The organism is Methyloprofundus sp., from assembly GCF_965251085.1.
Taxonomy (GTDB): Bacteria; Pseudomonadota; Gammaproteobacteria; order Methylococcales; family Methylomonadaceae; genus Methyloprofundus.
Window position 1 is genome coordinate 4,640,433 of the sequence record NZ_OZ252594.1, and the last position, 19,670, is coordinate 4,660,102.

The 19,670-nt window shown below is 42.9% G+C and carries 16 protein-coding genes, 1 tRNA gene and 1 pseudogene; 6 read left to right on the plus strand and 12 right to left on the minus strand.

What is annotated here, in order from left to right:
• Positions 1-42: 42 nt before the first annotated feature.
• From ACQY3F_RS21945 to ACQY3F_RS21965, 5 genes are all read left to right on the plus strand, one after another.
• Positions 43-1,056 (plus strand): putative solute-binding protein, encoded by a 1,014-nt coding sequence (locus tag ACQY3F_RS21945; RefSeq protein ID WP_428357239.1) that lies wholly within the window; start codon positions 43-45, stop codon positions 1,054-1,056.
• Entirely contained in the window at positions 1,032-3,164 is a 2,133-nt protein-coding gene (locus ACQY3F_RS21950; protein WP_428357241.1) for a TRAP transporter large permease subunit, read from the plus strand. Before ACQY3F_RS21945 ends, ACQY3F_RS21950 begins: the two co-directional genes overlap by 25 nt.
• A gap of 349 nt (positions 3,165-3,513) precedes the next feature.
• On the plus strand, positions 3,514-5,025 hold the full coding sequence (locus ACQY3F_RS21955; RefSeq protein WP_428357243.1) for a YifB family Mg chelatase-like AAA ATPase: 1,512 nt from the start codon (positions 3,514-3,516) through the stop codon (positions 5,023-5,025).
• Positions 5,025-7,034, plus strand: a complete 2,010-nt coding sequence (gene rep / locus ACQY3F_RS21960; protein ID WP_428357244.1) for a DNA helicase Rep — start codon at positions 5,025-5,027, stop codon at positions 7,032-7,034. The genes ACQY3F_RS21955 and rep overlap by 1 nt, the downstream gene beginning before the upstream one ends.
• Positions 7,035-7,071: 37 nt before the next feature.
• Positions 7,072-7,148, plus strand: a tRNA-Arg gene (locus tag ACQY3F_RS21965).
• Positions 7,149-7,409: 261 nt separating this feature from the next.
• Here ACQY3F_RS21965 and ACQY3F_RS21970 read toward each other — a convergent pair.
• The 6 genes and pseudogenes from ACQY3F_RS21970 to ACQY3F_RS21995 all read right to left on the minus strand — a co-directional run bounded on the left by ACQY3F_RS21970 (position 7,410) and on the right by ACQY3F_RS21995 (position 11,665).
• Entirely contained in the window at positions 7,410-8,159 is a 750-nt protein-coding gene (locus tag ACQY3F_RS21970) for an ISAs1 family transposase (RefSeq protein ID WP_428357245.1), read from the minus strand.
• Positions 8,138-8,590: a transposase family protein gene (locus ACQY3F_RS21975; protein WP_428352932.1), complete on the minus strand. Its 453-nt coding sequence runs from the start codon at positions 8,588-8,590 to the stop codon at positions 8,138-8,140. Before ACQY3F_RS21975 ends, ACQY3F_RS21970 begins: the two co-directional genes overlap by 22 nt.
• Positions 8,591-8,737: 147 nt before the next feature.
• Positions 8,738-8,971 (minus strand): annotated as a pseudogene (locus ACQY3F_RS21980) (Druantia anti-phage system protein DruA); the annotation flags it as partial.
• Positions 8,972-9,025: 54 nt separating this feature from the next.
• Positions 9,026-10,822, minus strand: a complete 1,797-nt coding sequence (locus ACQY3F_RS21985; RefSeq protein ID WP_428357611.1) for a putative transposase — start codon at positions 10,820-10,822, stop codon at positions 9,026-9,028.
• A complete protein-coding gene (locus ACQY3F_RS21990) occupies positions 10,819-11,283 on the minus strand; it encodes a hypothetical protein (protein ID WP_428353676.1) in 465 nt (154 codons plus the stop codon). The genes ACQY3F_RS21985 and ACQY3F_RS21990 overlap by 4 nt, the downstream gene beginning before the upstream one ends.
• Positions 11,284-11,347: 64 nt before the next feature.
• On the minus strand, positions 11,348-11,665 hold the full coding sequence (locus ACQY3F_RS21995) for a Druantia anti-phage system protein DruA (RefSeq protein ID WP_428357247.1): 318 nt from the start codon (positions 11,663-11,665) through the stop codon (positions 11,348-11,350).
• Between the two features lie 567 nt (positions 11,666-12,232).
• Between ACQY3F_RS21995 and ACQY3F_RS22000 the strand changes: the two genes are divergently transcribed.
• Positions 12,233-12,712: a hypothetical protein gene (locus tag ACQY3F_RS22000; RefSeq protein WP_428357249.1), complete on the plus strand. Its 480-nt coding sequence runs from the start codon at positions 12,233-12,235 to the stop codon at positions 12,710-12,712.
• 240 nt (positions 12,713-12,952) lie between these two features.
• On the opposite strand, the gene trpC is transcribed toward ACQY3F_RS22000, so the two are convergent.
• From trpC to ACQY3F_RS22030, 6 genes are all read right to left on the minus strand, one after another.
• Positions 12,953-13,753 carry an indole-3-glycerol phosphate synthase TrpC gene (trpC, locus tag ACQY3F_RS22005; protein WP_428357250.1) on the minus strand — a complete coding sequence of 267 codons (801 nt, stop codon included), beginning with the start codon at positions 13,751-13,753 and terminating at the stop codon, positions 12,953-12,955.
• Positions 13,754-14,023: 270 nt separating this feature from the next.
• Positions 14,024-15,037 carry an anthranilate phosphoribosyltransferase gene (gene trpD, locus ACQY3F_RS22010; RefSeq protein WP_428357785.1) on the minus strand — a complete coding sequence of 338 codons (1,014 nt, stop codon included), beginning with the start codon at positions 15,035-15,037 and terminating at the stop codon, positions 14,024-14,026.
• 72 nt (positions 15,038-15,109) lie between these two features.
• Positions 15,110-15,700, minus strand: a complete 591-nt coding sequence (locus tag ACQY3F_RS22015; RefSeq protein WP_428357252.1) for an anthranilate synthase component II — start codon at positions 15,698-15,700, stop codon at positions 15,110-15,112.
• Complete coding sequence (gene trpE, locus ACQY3F_RS22020; RefSeq protein ID WP_428357253.1) at positions 15,697-17,184, minus strand: anthranilate synthase component I; 1,488 nt, start codon at positions 17,182-17,184, stop codon at positions 15,697-15,699. The genes ACQY3F_RS22015 and trpE overlap by 4 nt, the downstream gene beginning before the upstream one ends.
• Before the next feature lie 167 nt (positions 17,185-17,351).
• Positions 17,352-18,548 (minus strand): ISAzo13 family transposase, encoded by a 1,197-nt coding sequence (locus ACQY3F_RS22025; RefSeq protein WP_428352931.1) that lies wholly within the window; start codon positions 18,546-18,548, stop codon positions 17,352-17,354.
• 469 nt (positions 18,549-19,017) lie between these two features.
• Positions 19,018-19,449 carry a GFA family protein gene (locus ACQY3F_RS22030; RefSeq protein ID WP_428357254.1) on the minus strand — a complete coding sequence of 144 codons (432 nt, stop codon included), beginning with the start codon at positions 19,447-19,449 and terminating at the stop codon, positions 19,018-19,020.
• Positions 19,450-19,670 lie beyond the last annotated feature (221 nt).

Here is a 19,670-nt window from a genome sequence, read left to right on the forward strand (position 1 = left end):
AACTTGTTGGCGGTTTAAGCCCGAAATCAGGAAAATATAATAATGATAATAAATAAATTTTTCACCTACCGATCATTCACTTTTTTGTTATTGCTAATCAGCATGGCTACCGCCCAGGCCGTACCTAAAAAAATGTGCGTATTTGATTTATTAGGTGCAAACGGGCCTTTTTTTTCCCAGATGAAAGATTATAAAACCGCTGCCCTGGCCTGGGGAGTAGAACTAGAACTTAAACCTTATACCAGCGAGCGCGTAGCCGCAGAAGACTTTAAAGCAGGCTTGTGTGATGCGGTAAGTTTTACCGGCATTCGCGCGCGTCAGTTTAATTCATTTACCGGTAGCCTGGATGCCATAGGTGCCATGCCAACCTATGATCACTTAAAGTCAGTGGTTACCACTATCAGCGGCCCAAAAGCGGCCAAACTAATGTTCAATGATCCTTATGAGGTGGTCGCTATTTTCCCTGCAGGGGCCGGTTATATGTTTGTTAATGACCGCACTATTGATACGGTCGGAGAACTAGCCGGTAAACGCATTGCTATTTTAGATTCCGATCCGACTCAAGTTGAAATGGTGAATTTTATTGGTGGCTCACCGGTAAGTACTTCAATCGCTAATATGTATAGCAAATTTAATAATGGATCGGTGGACATTACTTATGGTCCTGCCATCGTTTATGAAGCGATGGAGCTGTATAAAGGGCTCGAGCCAAATGGCGGTATTATCAATTTTTCTCTGGTGCAACTGACGATGCAAGTAGTGATACGCAAAGCTGCTTTTCCGCAAGGCTATGGGCAAAAATCCCGTGAGTTTTCTCTTAGCCAGTTCGATTTAGCTGTCGATTTGATAAAAAAATACGAAGCAACTATTCCCGCCAGAATGTGGATATCTGTGCCAGAGGCAGATGCCATCGGATATCTGGAAGTCTTCAGGCAATCACGTATCAGGCTGCGGGATAAAGGCATTTATAACGCTAAAATGTTAAAACTAATGCGCATGCTACGCTGCAAAAAAGACCCGCAGCAATCTGAATGTACAGCGGCAGACAAAGAATAGCTAAGCCGTATGCTTTCCTAAAGATTATGCTGGAAATTATCAAATTACGTAGCTGTCGAGAATGGCTATCTACCCTGCCCGTTTTTTTGCTATTAATAGCGGTTATTATCGCCGGCAATAGTGAGCTAATGCATGCGCGCCTACTGAATGTAGGCGAAACCCTATGGCAGGATTATTTTACCCTTAGAACGGATATTTCCACTCCCGATTGCAACCCAGATCCAGATATCCAAGCTGAACTCAATAAACTGGAATCTGAAACGGGCGCCGAGGGCGAATTAGAGGATCTTTTTGAAGCAGAACCTTTTAATCGCCAGGCAACCCTCACTTCCTTACAAAAATCTCGTCTGTTGTGCCAAAAAAAACACGCTATAGCAGAGAAAAATCAGCATAGAGTTACCCTCCCAGTTATCATTTTTCGCACTCTGGAAACCAGTGTTGCAGCAATCAGCCTGTTTGCCTCGGAAAAACAGCGGCTTATCTTGATACTGACTATTTTTATTTGTGCGGTTACTTGTACTATCAAGCAACATCACATTGCTTTTAGACCCATCATATCGAAACAAGAACATACAGTTTCGACCCTCGCTCAGTTACTCGGTAATCTCACTTTGCTACTCTCTGCCTACTGGTATAGAAGCAGTGTTTATCAATCGGCAACCACGGTTGATCATCCGGAAATATACCTGTTGCTAATTGCCGGCTTTGCGGGCTTAAGTGCAGTCAATTTATACCAGATCATTAAACCCCGGCAATTTAAAAATGTGCCTAAAAGTAGCGATAGTTTGTTACATGCCATGCTATCGATTCCCTTGTATATCTATATGAGCTTTTTTGTTGGCGGATATTTTTTTCTGCTGGAAAATCACTGGGCTGGCGCGGCCATATTTTTTAGCTTGTTATTTGATCAAGCAGGTTTATTCCTGAATATCGGCCTGTATATCTGGGTGGGGATGTTATTAAAACGCACACAATTAGGCGACCTGGTTTTTAAAATCTTTATACCCTGGCGCATGTCCCCCGAATTACTCGCTTTTGTCGCCTTGATTGTAATGGCTGTACCGACTGCTTATACCGGTGCATCGGGGATCATTATCATCGCCATGGGTGCAATTGTGTATGAAGAGTTGCGGCGAGTTGGCGCGCGCAGGCAACTCGCCTTAGCGGCAACGGCCATGACGGGAAGTGCCGGAGTGGTGCTGCGCCCGTGCCTGTTAGTCGTATTGATCGCTGCTTTAAATAAAGAGGTGGTTACCGACCAGCTGTTTAGCTGGGGATTTAAAACCTTTATGACGACTGCCGTCGTTTTTCTAGTGTTTGTGCTTATTACCAAGCGTGAAAGACTGCACCTCGCTCCGGCTCGAGAAGCATTTAAACCTTTTCTGCGCGCACTCGTACCTTTATTCCCTTATGCTCTGATTGTGCTATTTATTTCTCTGGCTTATATCTATCTTTTAAATGTCAGCATGGACGAATTTACTGCACCCGTCATATTGCCAGTCATTATTCTTGGCCTGATTATTTACGAAAAATTTTTTGTGCGGCTAGTATTAATTGCCTCCCCGGAAAAAGATGCGCATAAATTTGAATATACGATAAGAATGGCTTCATCCGAGGCGAGCATTCATATCGGTGCCTTACTATTATTAATGGGGCTTTCTTTTGCGCTGGGAGGAGTCATTGAGCGCTCCGGAGTGCTAAGTAACATTCCGACTACGTTTGCTTCAATCTGGATGACGCTGGGGTTTCTGATTGTGGTATTAGTTGCTATCGGAATGATTATGGATCCCTTTGGGGCCGTGGTTCTGGTCTCTGGTACGATTGCACAAATCGCCTATAACAACGGCATCAATCCAGTACATTTCTGGATGATTACGCTGGTTTCTTTTGAGCTGGGCTATCTTACCCCACCTGTTGCGCTTAACCATTTATTAACCCGACAGATGGTGGGGCACGAGGAGGAAGCAAAAGCAGCCCTGGAAGTGGCAGAAGATAATTTCTGGTATCGGCATGAAAAAATATTGCTACCCTTGGCGACTATGGGTACAACCTTACTATTAGTTTCGATCGTGCCTATTATCCTTGCCGAATGGACAACTTCTCGTTGATTAATACTATACTTCTTTATCCTGGAAACCACAGTTGAGCAAGGATTTTGTGGAAAATCTGAGTGCGAAAGACAAGGCACAGCTAGCAGGCAATGGCCGTAGTCCTTGGCAATAGCTGTAACGCAGTATTTCGCGCTCAGATTTATTCACAAAACCGTGAAGCGGAGTCTGTTCACCCTGCAGGTGATAAGTTGTTACGGTAATTATGATTTACATTCAAATACTTAGAGTGTTTTTTAGCGTTCAACTGCGGTTTTTAGGTTTATAAAAGCAGCAGAATAAAAGGTGTGTGAACCCACTGAATAAGAGTTTATACTTTACACTTTAATCAACCGTCAAGGAATTCAGGATGTCACTTGCCATTGCCTATAGTCGAGGTCGATCGGGAATTAATGCGCCTTTGGTAACAGTGGAAGTGCACATCTCCAATGGCTTGCCAGCGCTAAATCTGGTGGGTTTGCCAGAAACAGCCGTTAAGGAAAGTAAAGATCGCGTACGGGGTGCAATTATTAACTCGCATTTCCAGTTTCCTATGCAACGCATTACTATCAATCTGGCCCCTGCAGATGTACCCAAAGAAGGCGGACGCTTTGATTTACCGATTGCACTCGGCATTCTCGCCGCATCAGGGCAAATTTCGACTATGGAGCTTGCCAAATATGAAAGCATAGGCGAGCTATCCCTGGGAGGTGAACTGCGTAGTGTCAATGGTGTATTGCCTGTTGCACTGCAAGCGCGAGATGCCGAGAGAGCCTTGTTTTTACCATTAGAAAATGTATCAGAAGCTGCATTGGTACAAAATGCAGAACTCTTCCCTGCACAACATTTATTAGAAATTTGCGCGCATCTAAATGGCCAGCAAAGGCTCCCTACTCAAGCAGCTCAAATACCCGACAGTGCAATACATAGTCTCGATCTGGACTTTGCCGATGTTCAAGGACAGTTCCACGTGAAACGTGCGTTAGAAATTGCTGCAACAGGTTTACATAACATCTTGATGCTAGGTCCACCAGGTACGGGAAAATCCATGCTGGCATCTCGCTTACCCAGTATTTTACCGCAGTTAACCGAAGCACAGGCCCTGGAAAGCGCCGCGATTGTTTCAATTAGTGATACCCGTTTTGATGCACATAACTGGCTGAAACCTCCGTACAGAGCGCCTCATCATACGGCTTCTGCGCCCGCTTTAGTCGGTGGTGGCAGTAATCCTCAGCCTGGAGAAATATCTCTGGCGCATAATGGTTTATTATTTCTCGATGAGCTACCAGAATTTGATCGCAAAGTACTGGAAGTCTTGCGCGAGCCTTTAGAAACTGGGCATATCACTATTTCCCGTGCGGCTCGACAAGCAGATTTTCCGGCACGATTCCAGCTGATTGCCGCAATGAATCCTTGCCCTTGTGGTTATCTGGGTGACTCTTCAGGTCGTTGTCATTGTACTTCGGAACAAGTTTCCCGCTACCGTGGTAAAATCTCCGGCCCCTTATTAGACCGAATTGATATGCACCTTGAAGTTCCCCGTGTATCGCATGAAGTGCTACGCAAAGGCTCGCCTGAAGGCGAAGAAAGCAGTGCAAGCATACGCCAGCGGGTAATCCAGGCGCGTAATATTGCTATGGCACGCTCGGGCAAAGCGAATAGTAAACTCACAGCAGCAGAAGTAAAGCAGATTTGTACATTGTCCGAGAAAGGACATCAATTACTCGAACAGGCAATGAACCGCTTTGGCTTGTCTCATCGCGCTTACCACCGAATATTAAAACTGGCGCGTACTATCGCCGATTTAGCAGGCTCAGCACAAATAGAAATCCCCCATTTAAGTGAAGCCATCGGCTACCGCAAACTAGACCGCCAACCTTAATGCCAAAACTCAACCCCGAACAACAACGTGCCGTAAAAACCATCGATCATCCTTTACTCGTCCTGGCAGGTGCCGGTAGTGGTAAAACCCGCGTAATCACCGAAAAAATAGCTTACCTGATTAAGCAAGGTTTGCCTGCAAGGCATATTGCTGCCTTAACTTTCACCAATAAAGCCGCGCGGGAAATGAAACAACGGGTGAGTGAATTATTAGATGATAAACAACTGCGCGGCCTGCGGGTCTCAACCTTCCATTCACTGGGTCTGGATATATTGCGCAAAGAACATAAAACTTTGCAATATAAGGCAGGCATTTCTTTATTTGACGAACAGGATAAAATCACTCTACTGAAAAACCTGATTACCCATGGCAATGCAAATTACGATAGTGATAGCGTGGATATGTATTGCGCCAAAATAGGCCAGTGGAAAAATGCTTTTATCACTCCCGAACAAGCTTTCAGTCAGGCTAGTGGTGAAGAGAGTGTCGCAGCACAAATCTATGCTGACTATACTCGCAGTTTAAAAGCATACAACGCTGTGGATTTTGATGATTTAATCTTATTGCCGGTCTTACTATTGCAAAACCACGCCGAGATTCTGGAGAAATGGCAAAATAAAATTCGTTACTTATTGGTTGATGAATATCAGGATACCAATATCACCCAATACCAACTGGTGAAATTATTGGTTGGCAAGCTAGGGAAATTTACAGTCGTCGGTGATGATGACCAGTCTATCTATGCATGGCGGGGTGCGCAGCCAGAAAACCTGGCACAACTGCAAAAAGATTATGCACGCTTAACGGTGATTAAACTGGAGCAAAATTACCGCTCCTTTGGCCGTATATTAAAAGTAGCTAACCAGCTAATTGCCAATAACCCACATGCGTTTGAAAAGAAACTCTGGAGCGATATGGGCTTTGGCGAGCCACTGCGCGTATTAACGCATAAAAATGATAATGAAGAAGCCAAGCAAATCGTCTCGGAAATCGTGCATCATAAATTTAAAACTGGCGCAGAGTTTGGCGATTACGCCATTCTATATAGAGGTAATCACCAATCACGGTTATTTGAACGAAGCTTACGTGAGTTTGATGTGCCGTATTTTATTAATGGTAGCACTTCCTTTTTTGCCTATGCAGAAATTAAAGACATCCTCAGTTATCTAAAATTATTTGTCAATCCAGATGATGATGCCGCTTTTCTACGCATAGTTAACACCCCGCGTCGTGAAATTGGCCCGACCACATTAGAAAAGCTGGGTGCTTATGCTAATGAACGTCAAATCAGCCTGTTCAGTGCCTGCGCAGAAATGGGCGTTAGAGAAAAGCTCCCCCAGGCAGCACTCGCTCGCTTACAAAAATTCTGTGAATGGACAAACCGGACTGCAGCAGCCATGCAATCCGGTGATACATTTGCTGAAATGAACAGTTTTATACAGCAGATTAATTACCACCAATGGTTACATGAAAACAGCAATACGCCGCAGGCTGCAGAACGTAAAATTAAAAATGTCACTGAACTGGTTGAATGGCTTGAGCGAATTGCAAAAAGTGATACTGAAAATGGAGCGGAAAAAGGCTTGGATGAAATTGTTGCTAAAATACAATTAATGGATATACTGGATCGTAATCAGGATGAGCAGGCGGATAATCAGGTTAGTTTAATGACGTTGCATGCGGCTAAAGGTCTGGAGTTTCCGCATGTATTTTTAATTGGTATCGAAGAAAATATTCTGCCTCATCAAAACAGTATCGATACTGACAATATAGAAGAAGAACGCCGCCTGGCTTATGTAGGAATAACCCGTGCACAACACACCTGTACCTTTAGTTATTGTACCCATCGTAAGCGTTACGGCGATATTACAGAAAGCGAACCCAGTCGTTTTCTAGCCGAATTGCCAGAAGAAGATTTAGAGTGGCCGAGTAAAAAACCGGTTGATGAAGCCGAGCAGAAAGTACGCGGCAAAGCGAATCTGGCACATTTGAAATCGATGCTATCGTAAAACTCGCTGATACGTTAAAATACTGACTTCAAAATAAGCGCCCGTAGCTCAGCTGGATAGAGTACTGCCCTCCGAAGGCAGGGGTCGGACGTTCGAATCGTCTCGGGCGCGCCATTTTATGCAACTGATTGATAAGGAACTATGTTTCCTATTCACAGTTCAATAATCAACTTGCTACACAAGCATGTTCCACATCCAGCTCGTGATAGCCAATCATTATTCACTTCTGCTCAGGGCTTCTACTACATTATCCTAGAAAAAATCAGTTGAGCGCGAATTTATAGTGCAAGATATGGAATTAATGTAACACTTTCAATAAATTTTAGCTTCACCCATAGGTTCAGAACCAGGGTTAATTTGTTCATATTCTAAACCTTATGCGGCACAAGGCCTCCTGGTATTTTTTGTAATTTTCAAATAGTCTAAAACAGCTCTGGTATTCTTATTGAGTTGCCTCATTTTCTTTGAAATCCCTTTCTCAACTTTTGATTTTATTAATCCGATAGCAAAGCGCCTAAGACGGGTCATGTTCTCAGGGCCATAACCGGTACGAATTGTTGAGCGATCTTCATCAAAAACCCAGTCAATAATATAATGACTGACTTCAATAGACCAGTGACCTCGAACTTTATATAAGATGGTTTTCGGATCTGCGTCTTTTTTTGTTCTGCTGGTCACACCGTAAGCGGTCGCAAGTGATGTTTTTCCACTTTTCTTGTCCGTTATTTCTCGTTCTATGCGATAAACCTGGGCAACATGAGGGAATAATACATACTCACTTAATTCCGATGTGACCCAGATTCTACGAATCTCAATTCGTCCGTGCCCGACAGACACTTTGTCTTCATAATCTGCCAAACGGCTATCATTTGAAAAGTAGGTGGTAATATCATCAAGCAGTGTCGGCTGGTTTCCTTTGACACTAAAATAATAATGCGCTTTTCGTTGTTCTACTAAATAACGCGCGAATTCAATCTGGGTGTGCAAAGCATCGCTGGTGATATCTTTATTTTCAATCGGTAGTGTATCTAATAATTTCGGAGCAAATGTTATTTCATTGGTTTGCTTAACTTCATCCGACCCATCTCCAACAGGCAAAGTACCTACTTTTTTTGGGCGTAGCAAATTCCTGTGGTATGCCCAACAGCACTCATTATTTGTGTTTGGCACCCTGATTCATCAATCGCATTACACATGACTTTGCCATCTATTGCGAGTGAGTTGTCATCCTGGGCATAGGCTTTGTTCCAGGCATTAAAGGCTGCGTCAAGTTCATTCGGGTCTACTCTTACTAAGATATTTCTAAAAATGCTTAGGCTTGGAATCACATAACGGCCTTTATCATAACGGCAACGAAAATGCGCTCTGGACTTTTGAGATAAGCTTTCAGCCCAGTCAAAAATAGATTCATAGCTCCTCATGCCGCATAACACAGCTCCAGCGGCTATTCCCAGAACAGTCTGTATTCTATGGCGTCGCCCTTGGGCTCTACGGGGATCATTAATTTCCTTGAAGAAATCCGGTAATGAACGCATTTGATGACGCGTTATTTTCATTTTTACCTCACCTAATAAAAAATGATGACTTAATATAGTGTGAGATAAAACAGATTGTGCTCGACGATGAAGTGGCTTAACGAAAATCAGCTTTTTGTGCTCTGTTTGAGCAGAGTAACCGTCTGTTACCCTGCGAAACCCTTTCGTGTAACCAATAGCCTGCCAGTTACTGGCTCGATAAACACCTCCATGAAATCGCTTTGGATCGACAAAGGTCTCGACCAACAAAATAGGGTGTCCATACTTTTCAACCCAATCATTGGATAAGCGTTTAAGGCACAGTGAAAGGAGGCGTGATCCTAGGTTTTTATCATGCCTCGTCGGTAATATCAAAAAACGGCTGTTGTTGGCAATCAGTTTTAAGCGGCCCGTTTGGTGGCGATAACTCCATCCTCAGACATCTTGATTCAGACGAAACTAATTTGAGACCATTTCCTAATTTTTTGCGGATGAAGTCAGCTCATAAATTAAGCGCAGATCGGTTCCTGGATAATTGAGTTCCGTTTGATTGAGTTGTTCAAATAACTTTTCTATTGCTTTATTACTTGCAGGTCGGGAAGTACTATGCACACGTATCCGAAGTTGTTTTTTTACTTCATCGGGTAATATATCTGCTTCTGTCACAAACAGCGTTTGTAATAGTTGCCTTGCCATCGGAAAATCGATTGTCGGTGAGGTTAGCAGAGCGGCCATTGCTGTTTCTGCCCGATAAGCGATCATGTTGACAGTATCTATCAGCCGCTTTTTCCCTGGCAGAAGCTGTTCGAACTTATCTTCGTCTCTCAACTCTTGCCAGGTAATGTGTTTGGGCGTTTGGCTTAGTTTTTCCTTGATGGTTTTTAGTTCATTTTCATAATGCTCTATTTCTTCGAGTAATTCTGCTCGTTTTCTTTCCCATTTCTTGTATTTCACATCTTCCGTTTCATCTTTTTTAATCACCGGATGAAGTTCCATCGCTGCAAATCGAGATAGACGGTAATTGAGTTTGGATTGTATCGAATTACGCTGTCCTTCCTGTTGGCGCCTATCAGGGTTGACCACCTTTTGGGTATCGGATAGTGGCTCTATTCCATACTCCTGTAGCATATCTAGCCCATAGTGGTGCTTCATATATCTAAAAAAGTTCTCTTGGCACCACCGGCTAAACATTCGCCCAGAAACAGCCGTCAACTCTAGTTCATAGGCTGTGGTAATAATACTGGTTTGGTGACCAGAATCAGTCAACTTGCGCACTTCTCTCATCCACATCGCCTGTTTTTTGGTTCCAACCAGACTGCCTCGTTCGGCGAGTTTCATGATGACTTTTTCACCACTCGGTAGGGTGATCTCCTGACTGGAAAAATTGTCCAGTGGCCAATTTTCGGTGGGAAATTTATGATAGGTCATGCAAGCGACACGATGCTTGTCCCACATCTTTCTAAAGAATGCGGGGCTATAGCCTTCTCTATCAAACACCAGGATAAAACGACAGGCTTGTTTGTTTTGCTGTAATGCTTGTGCACTCGGTTGATTCGGAATGTCTTTGAGTAATCGGGGGACGATATCTTCTTCCAGCGTTTTTAGTAAGCCCGGATCCACCGTTTTTTCAACGACAAAGAAGGGACGCCCCGTACCATCATTAACCCAGTAGTCGGTGATACCCCGTAAGCAGAGTTTTTCGCGTGAAACATGCCGTTTGGGAAGTTTAGTCAAGTGTCCATGATAGACACGGACATGACCATCTATGTAGAGTGTTCCTGCTGCCTCTGGTTCATTTTCCATCCATTGTCGACTGAGGTCGGCCGCCCAGCTTTCAACTGATTCTGGATCAGACAGTCCTTTTACTTTGGTTCTTAAACAGCGCACTTCGGGAACCCGATCCAGGCCAAGTAGTTTGCCGAATTCACCCGGTGCATGCTCGCGAAGTTGTTCGGCATTTTTGATGCGACATAGTCCCATAAAGGCGAGTAGCAATAGGATATGAAAGGTTTGATAATAACCTGTCAGTTTGCCAAGGTGGTGCTCAATGTCATTTAATAAGCCATTGCTAAGTAACGCGGGCAATGCACATAACACACCGCCTTTAGGAACATCTAAACAGGATTCGAATTCGATTGAGGCTCCCTTTTCCTGCTCACCCAAAGCCGCCTGGATTCGCTCTTCTACTCGAGTGCAGGCCGTACCGAGTGACTCGGCTGCACTGGCATCAATAATATCACGGGCTGATTTGGTACTGCCATCATTGGGGTCTATTGATACGGCAGACTTTTTTTTAAACGTCCATCACTGATCGCCTTGCGAAAGGTATCTGCCCGGATGCCTAATTCTTTAGCGGCTTCGTTAGGCGTCATACCTTGATCCAGATATTCCTGAGCTTGCTGCAAAACCTCAAGCGTAAAGAGTGGTCCTCCCTTGCGAGTCGGGCGAGGTTCAAAAAACGAATCAGCCCCTTTTTCTCGTAGTTGCCTTAATGAGCGCATAACACTACTTTTAGAGACACCAAAGGTTGTAATAATATCGATTGAACGACAGGAGCCGGTATTGATGAGTTGAGAGGTGTGAAGTCTAAATAATCTCTTATTGTCAGCCTGGTGAGAATAGATCGGGATACCGCCGAGGAAATAAAACCACTCATCATTTCGGTTATCAACACTGACCTGACCATTTATAATAGTCGTACCCTGAGGAATTATTGGGAGCATGAGTTGCTGCATTAATTGAATACCTCGTATGATATGAGGGCTTAGTTTAACCTAAATGAGTACCGTTTTCATTTCTTTAGCTGAAAATATCAATCATTTGACAATAATTCCCTAACCCTTTAATTATATTGCCTAGTTTAAGTTTTAATGGATTTCTTTCAGGATAGCGAATCAAGATGTCTGATCCTATCCAGCTATCACGAGCCGCACACTTTAATGCGGCGGCCGAAAAGCTGATCAGTGCAATCCATTCTGTTTCAGAATAGGCCACATACCAAAGGGTTTCACCAATTTTTGGAATAGCACCTAAGTAATGCTGGGCCTCCATCAAATCCTGATATTTTGGTTCTTCTTGCTTTAAAATGGGCCTGACTGATATTTGGTTGAGTTGCATCGTTTTATCTCAAGAAACTGGATAGAAACTATACATGCTTTTCATGGGTTTGTTCATCTTGGGGTGTAACTCATTACCATGCTTACCCTTTATAGCTAGAACAAATTAGCCGTGGGTTCAGAACACCTGATCTCGACATAAATAAATCAAAAACTTACCGTTTTCACAAGATAATTAGATGACACTAAAATACAAGGTTGGCGCTGAGTATACGAAGCCCAACATGATATTGCACAGTGATTGTTGGGCTTCGTATACTCAGCGCCAACCTACCTGTTAATCATTGGTATCAAGTTATTATCCTAGAGTTCAGGTGGTCTGAGGTTAAGCGGACATTTTTTGGAAGTGCGGTGGAATCAAGAGCTTGTCCTAGAAAACGTGAGCAACTGATTTTTCTAGGATTCTATTGCCATAAAACCGAAGATTAATTCTGGAGTTGAAATTAATTATTGAGCCGGGAATCTTTCTGTCTGGGTCTATATACAATAGATTCTGGTGTAATTAGTAAGTTTGACCTATACTCCAACTTTACACATTCAAAATAATAATAAACTTGGGAGAAGAGGCATGTTTGAGATCATATTTGTTTTAGTTATAGTGTATGTAGGGTACCTTATGTTTAAAAGCCCTGACAGTGAAGTCCAGAGTAACACTGAAGAAGTAGATAAGCCGATTGAGCCTGAATCAACAAACAATGAATCGAAAGCTGTTGAAGAAATTGTCACAGCTGCAAAACCTACTCCTTCAGAAAAACCCCAACCAGCTAAAGCCCAACCCAAGCCGAAAGCTAAAGCTGAACCTAAAACAAATAAATTAGCAGCGCCCAAAATTGAATTACGTACCGTTATGATGAAGAACCCGGCAACGGGCGAAGAAGCAAAAGTTGCGGGTAATTATAGAATGGTCAAACGCTGGATAAAAGAAGCCCTGGTTGAAGAAGGATTACTCGAGAAGATCTATAAAAATAACGAACTGGATGACGCTGCCAAGCTTGTTGTCGCCGAAGCACTTTCGATTATTAAAGCTATGGATAAATACAAAGCCTAATTTTTTAAGCAAGGTATTGCTGGGGAATAAATACCTTCGACTTATCATTGGCAGAAAATCGACCATTCGGAAGCGGGGTCTTTTGCCCAATGCTGTTGACTTAATAGTAAGCTCCTTCTCCAGGGGGAGAAGGTTGGGATGAGGGGATTATAAATGTAGATTTTATTCTCCTCACCCAACCCTCCAGCAAGAGAGGGCTTAAGGGGGCCTAGATTGTTGGGTTTCGTACCTCTACCCAACCTACAAAGAAAAAAGCTCGCGCATTTTTGCGCCAGGTTGCTCGGCGCGCATAAAAGCTTCGCCAACCAGGAATGTGTATATACCATTATCTATCATTAAACGTACGTCTTCTGGCGTGTGAATACCACTTTCGGTAATTACCATACGATCTTCAGGCACCATCGCCTGTAATTCAAGAGTAGTCTGTAGTGACGTTTCGAAGGTTCTTAAATTACGGTTATTAATACCCATCAAAGGCGTATCCAGTTTTAATGCTCGCTCCATTTCTACCTGGTCATGAACCTCAACCAGTATATCCATGCCCAATTGCGTTGTCATTTCCGCTAACTCATGCATTTGATCATCAGCCAAAGCCGCCACAATTAATAAAATACAATCAGCGCCTAACGCCCGGGACTCGTGAATCTGATAAGGATCAATCATAAAGTCCTTACGCAATACAGGTAAAGGGCAGGCCTGTCTAGCCAGTTGTAAATTAACCTCGCCACCTTGAAAATATTCTTTATCCGTCAATACGGACAGACAGGTTGCTCCATTCATTGCATAATCCTGGGCAATTTCGATAGGCTTAAAATTCTCCCTGATCACCCCTTTGCTCGGAGAAGCTTTCTTGACTTCAGCAATAATCGCAGGCTTTTTATTCGCCGCCTTATCCTGCAGCGCCCGGGCAAAACCACGTGGCAATTCAGTATCGCTGATAATGTCAGCTAGATTCGCAATGGACATACGTGCTTTACGTTTTGCCACTTCTTCTGCTTTAGTTGCAAGTATCTTTTTTAAAATATCGGGGGTATCAGACATAGGTATATTTGTGTTGTAGGGCGTGGCTTTAGCCCGCCAATTTTTTCAAATTATGTAACAGCGGGCTAATCCACGCCCTTGTATATTAACCTAGAAAAATCAGTTGGGCGCAAAATTATAGTGCAAGATATTGAATTAATATAATACTTTCAAAAAATCTTAGATTCACCCGTAGGTTAATCGGGAATTTTTTGGAAGTGCAGTGGAATCAATAACTTGTGCTAGAAACCGTGAGCAACTGATTTTTCTAGGGTTAAGGAAATAGTAAAATTAGGCCGGTTTAAAATTGACTAATGCATTTAGCTTTGCTTTTGCGGCACCTGAAGCGATCACTTGCTGAGCTTTAGTTATACCTGCCGAGAGTGAATCTACCAGGTTTGCGGCATAAATAGCGGCACCGGCATTTAACACGACAATATCTAGTGCAGGGCCGGGCTGGTTATCTAGCACAGCCTGCAGCACGGACAAACTTTCTTCTACGCTATTGACTGCAAGTGTTGATAAATCAGCCCGTTGCAAGCCAAATTGTTCTGGGCTAATGGAATAACGGCTAATTTCTCCAGCCTTTAATTCAGCAACCGAAGTATTGCTCGCTATACTGATTTCATCTAAACCATCATCAGCATTGACTACCAATACATGTTCACTTCCTAATACTTTTAATACATGTGCTAGCGGCTCTACCCAGTGCTGGTCAAAAACGCCAATCAGTTGGTTGGGAGCACCTGCTGGGTTTGCCAATGGGCCCAGTAAATTGAATAATGTGCGCACACCCATTTCTTTACGCGGAGCAGCGACATGGCGCATTGCCCCATGGTGCTTTTGCGCAAATAAGAAACCTACGCCGATGCTATTCACACATTGCGCAACCTGCTCGGCAGATAGTTCCAGATTAACTCCAGCCGCTTCCAGTACATCTGCACTACCTGAGCGACTGGAAACCGAACGATTACCATGTTTGGCAACGGTCCCTCCAGCCGCAGCAACGACAAATGCACAGGTCGTTGAGATATTAAAAGTATTCGCGCCATCGCCACCTGTTCCGCAGGTATCAATAATATGCTCACCCTGGATGGTAACTTTGGATGCCAGCTCACGCATTACTTCGGTAGCAGCAATAATTTCCTCAATCGTTTCGCCCTTGCAGTGCAAGGCAATTAAAAAACCTGCTATTTGGGAAGCGCTAGCCTCACCGCTCATGATACTACGCATAACATCACGCATTTCAGCGCGAGTAAGGTCCTGTTTATTCAGGGCTGTTTGTAAGGCCGTTTGTATATTCATTGTTTTAGTAGGGTGCATTTTACGCACCGTTTTTTTTCGCAAACGAAAAGGTGCAAAACATGCACCCTAGATTTATTTTTCCAGAAAATTACGCAACATATCGTGACCATGCTCAGTCAAGATTGATTCGGGATGAAATTGCACCCCTTCGATATCTAGCTCTTTATGGCGCACGCCCATGATTTCATCAATATTTCCTTGTGCATCCTGGGTCCATGCAGTGACTTCAAGGCAGTCTGGTAATGTATTCTGATCAATCACCAGCGAATGATAGCGCGTTGCCGTAAAAGGATTATTCAAGTCCTTAAACACACCGCAATTATTATGGTAAACAGGTGAAACTTTACCGTGCATAATACTTTTAGCATGTACTATTTTGCCGCCAAAAGCATGACCAATACTTTGATGCCCAAGACAAACACCAAGAATCGGTAATTTTCCGGCAAAACCGAGAATAGTTTCAACAGAAATACCAGCTTCTTTCGGTGTACAAGGCCCCGGGGAAATAACAATTTTATCCGGATTTAAGACGCGTATATCATCAATACTGACTTCATCATTACGTACCACCGTGACATCGGCACCTAATTCGCCAAAATATTGCACCAGATTGTAGGTAAAAGAGTCATAATTATCGACCATTACAACTTTACACGCACTCATGAGCCGCCCCCGTTTAATCCAGCTTCAGCCATGGTAACTGCACGAAAAATTGCCCGCCCTTTGTTCATTGTTTCATCCCATTCATTCTGGGGTACTGAGTCATAAACGATCCCTGCTCCAGCTTGTATATGTAAGGTTTTATCTTTTATCACTGCCGTCCTGATGGCGATTGCCGTATCCATATTGCCCGACCAGGATATATAGCCTACCGCGCCTGAGTATACGCCGCGCTTTACCGGCTCCAGCTCTTCAATAATTTCCATTGCCCTAATTTTAGGCGCTCCGCTTACCGTCCCGGCAGGGAAGGTAGCCCCCAGCACATCAAAGGCATCTTTATCAGCTTGTAAATCCCCGGTGACATTGGACACGATGTGCATGACATGTGAGTAACGCTCTATCATCATTTTATCGGTGAGTGTTACGCTACCAATTTTGGACACACGCCCTGCATCGTTACGCCCTAAGTCAATTAACATCAGGTGTTCTGCTAATTCTTTAGGGTCGGATAATAAATCTTTTTCCAAAGCGATATCTTCAGCAGGCGTCTTACCGCGTGGGCGAGTACCAGCAATCGGTCGAACGGTAACCATATCATCTTCTAGACGAACCAGAATTTCAGGCGAGGAGCCGACAATATAAAAATCCTCCAAGTTGAGGTAATACATATAAGGCGATGGATTCAGGCAGCGTAACGCACGATATAAATCTATCGGCGCAGCCGCAAATGGAATCGACAGACGCTGTGATAAAGCCACCTGCATCACATCCCCGGCAATAATATATTCTTTCGCTTTTAATACCGCATCTTTAAAGCCTTGTTCAGTAAAGCCAGAGATAAAATCAGCTTCATTGACGTGTTTGGGAGAGTGCTCATTATTAGTTTTTGCTTTGATTTCACGTAACTTGATAATCAAATCATCAAGACGCGCCTGTGCATTCTGATAAGCATCTTCCTGTGCTGGATCGGCATGCGTTAAGAGCATCATTTTGCCAGATAAGTTATCGAAGACTAATATTTCTTCAGAGATCATCAATAAAATGTCCGGGCTGCCTATCGGGTCTTCCTTGCCCTTTGATTTGAGTCGTGGCTCAATATAACCTATGGTTTCATAGCCAAAATAGCCGACCAGACCGCCGTTAAAACGAGGCAGTGTATCGATATCTGGCACTTTAAACCGCTGCTTGAATTCTTCAATCCAGACCAGTGGGTTATCGTGCTCAAAGCTTTCTACTAGCTCGCCTGATTCTTCGATACGAATTTCATTAGCGAAAATTTTTATCACTGATTGACACGGTAGCCCGATAATAGAATAGCGCCCCCACTGCTCTCCACCATGTACCGACTCAAAAAGATAGGAATAAGCACCATCTGCTAACTTAAGATACGCACTCAGCGGAGTATCCAGATCAGCCAACACTTCACGTGCAATAGGAATGCGATTGTAGCCTTGATCGGCATAAGATTGAAATTGTTCTGGTGTCATGAGGTTTATTTTATGATGGCAACACGGGGCTTTTAAAGCCGTACCTGATTATAAACAGCGTAGATTATTTAATTGATCTATTTTAAACGAATGATGCTGTTTTTAATAATGTTTAAGCAATTTAATGCATTCGTTTATCCAATGCTAAGGGAGATGGAAAGAAATAATCATCCAGAACAACCAGGAGAAATGGTCAAAAACCATTTCTCCAACGATGGCATTCGGTCAACAAACTGATAATACGTCTTCATTGCTTTTTTACCTACCTTTACTCCTGTTTCATATATTTTTTCTGTTAATTTAACAATAGGTGCTTTGCCATTGTAGGTCATACTTTTGGCAAATTTTAAAGTTGTTTCAACTGTATCCATTATGTCGCCACTAATATGATTTTCATAGGCTCCCCATACTCGTTCAATTGGGTTATATTTACTATGATAAGGAGGGTAGTAGGCCAGTTTTATCTTTATGTTGCTTTTTTCAGCAAACTCCACAAGCCTTTTTATAAACTGAGTTCTGGAGCTACTGTTCTCCATACCATTGTCAGCGTTAATTGTCAGAATATCTACTCCATATTTTTCTTGAATTTCTGGCCAAATTTCTTCCAATCGGTCAACGATGAAATCACTGCTGGCATAGCCTGCTGTAAAGAAAAGGAAAAAATCATCATGTTCAGGCAGATAAAAACCAAAAGGAGTTAACTTTTCCTTAACATCTAAATCATGATCCTCTGCTTTTGTTAAAACCCGATTTCGTCCTCCCCGTGAAAAATTTCCTATATTCATTCTTGCTTTGGCATCAATTGATATACGAATCTCTTTTGGGTTGATATCTGCCATTCCATTGACTGAATGAACTTGTTCAAAAATTGCATCCGTTTCCTTGATTTTCTTATGAGGCTTTGTTTTTTGTACCTTTTTTGGATGGTAACTCAGGTCATTTAATTTTGTATTGATAGTTTTTGAGCAAGGTAATGTTTTTTCATCGTAATAATCAATCTCCAGTAAACGTTTTCTAACTTCTTTAGCCGTTAGCCGGGTATATAATCGACAGGAATTAAAAGAGGGATCCGTTTGACACTCCGGTTCAGCAATTTTTTTTATGTCATCAAGTAGATGAGGAAAATGCTCTTCACTTTTATTACGCCCTCTCGCTGAAAAATTATCTTCTATGGGCTGAGTTTCAAGTTCATATTGTCCTTTTCGGATAGTGCCTCTATTCCATCCTAGTTTTTCTTCAGCAATACTTGCACCACCTGAGCCTAGTAGCTCCACCGTTTCAGCCATGAATATACGACGTACCGAGCCTTTTAAACGATGGGCTGTATTTATAATCCAACCTATAATGCTATCTGTTAATATCAACAAGCTTATCTGCCTAGTGTGAGAATAAATTCAGAATTCATTATTATAAATTATTGAGACACAAGCTTACTTCGTTTGGATGATTATTTCTTTCCATCTCCCTAAGACTAAGGAGCGAGGATTAAATAATATCCGCAAGTATGACGCAGAATTTTGGCATCACAAGCGTACTAGGAAAACTGGCGCCGTGAGGCTACGAAACTGTTTTTCTAGTACGCTTGTAGAGTCAAAATAAACGTCATTCCTGCGTAGGCAGGAACAAGTCAGACTCGGGTATTATTGAATTCTCGCTCCTAAGGAACGCGCACGAAATAACTTAAGCAACTGACTTGTCCTTTTATCCGTCTTCTGCGTTGTAGAAACTGTTACGTAGCTGGCTATGCGCCTGTTTCTACATCTTGAATACGAATAAAAATCCTGCGCCAGATGCTCAACTTATTCCGTGCGCGTTCCTAAGTAGGCTAATGGTTTACTCTGGTATAGGTAAGTATTTAGCAAATAATTCAGCGCCCGTCATATCATTTGTTTTATTTGCAAAACAGTAAAATGCTGGCCTTTCCTCAATAAATACTTGGTGGTCGAAAGTGAAAGCCTGGTCACCATTAGAAAATAATCCTACAGGCATTATGTGCTGATTAGTTTCTTTTAATCTGTAAAAAAGGTGAGTTCCGCATTGAGTGCAAAAGCCCCGCTCTGCCCATTCAGATGAACTAAATACAGAGATGTTCTGCTCACCTTCAAACAAGACTTCTGTACCACAATCAACAGATAGAAAAGGCCCGCCGCCCCATTTTCTACATATATTACAATGGCACGCACCTACGCTTGTGCTAATGGTTTTGGCAGTAATACGAACAGCATCACAAAGGCAAGTTCCACTACCTGAAATCATATCGGACATATTTTTCTCCTAAATCAGTATATTTAAAAAAGTCGCGAGATTAATAACTAAGCAAGTTCAGCCAAAATCGGATGGCAATGATGTTGACTTAAGAATAGGCTCCTTCTCCAGAGGGAGAAGGTTGGGATGAGGGGATTATAAATGCTTGATTTTATCCTCCTCACCCAACCCTCTCCAGCAAGAGAGGGCTTAAGCCAACAGCATTGAAACCGGGTGGGGGA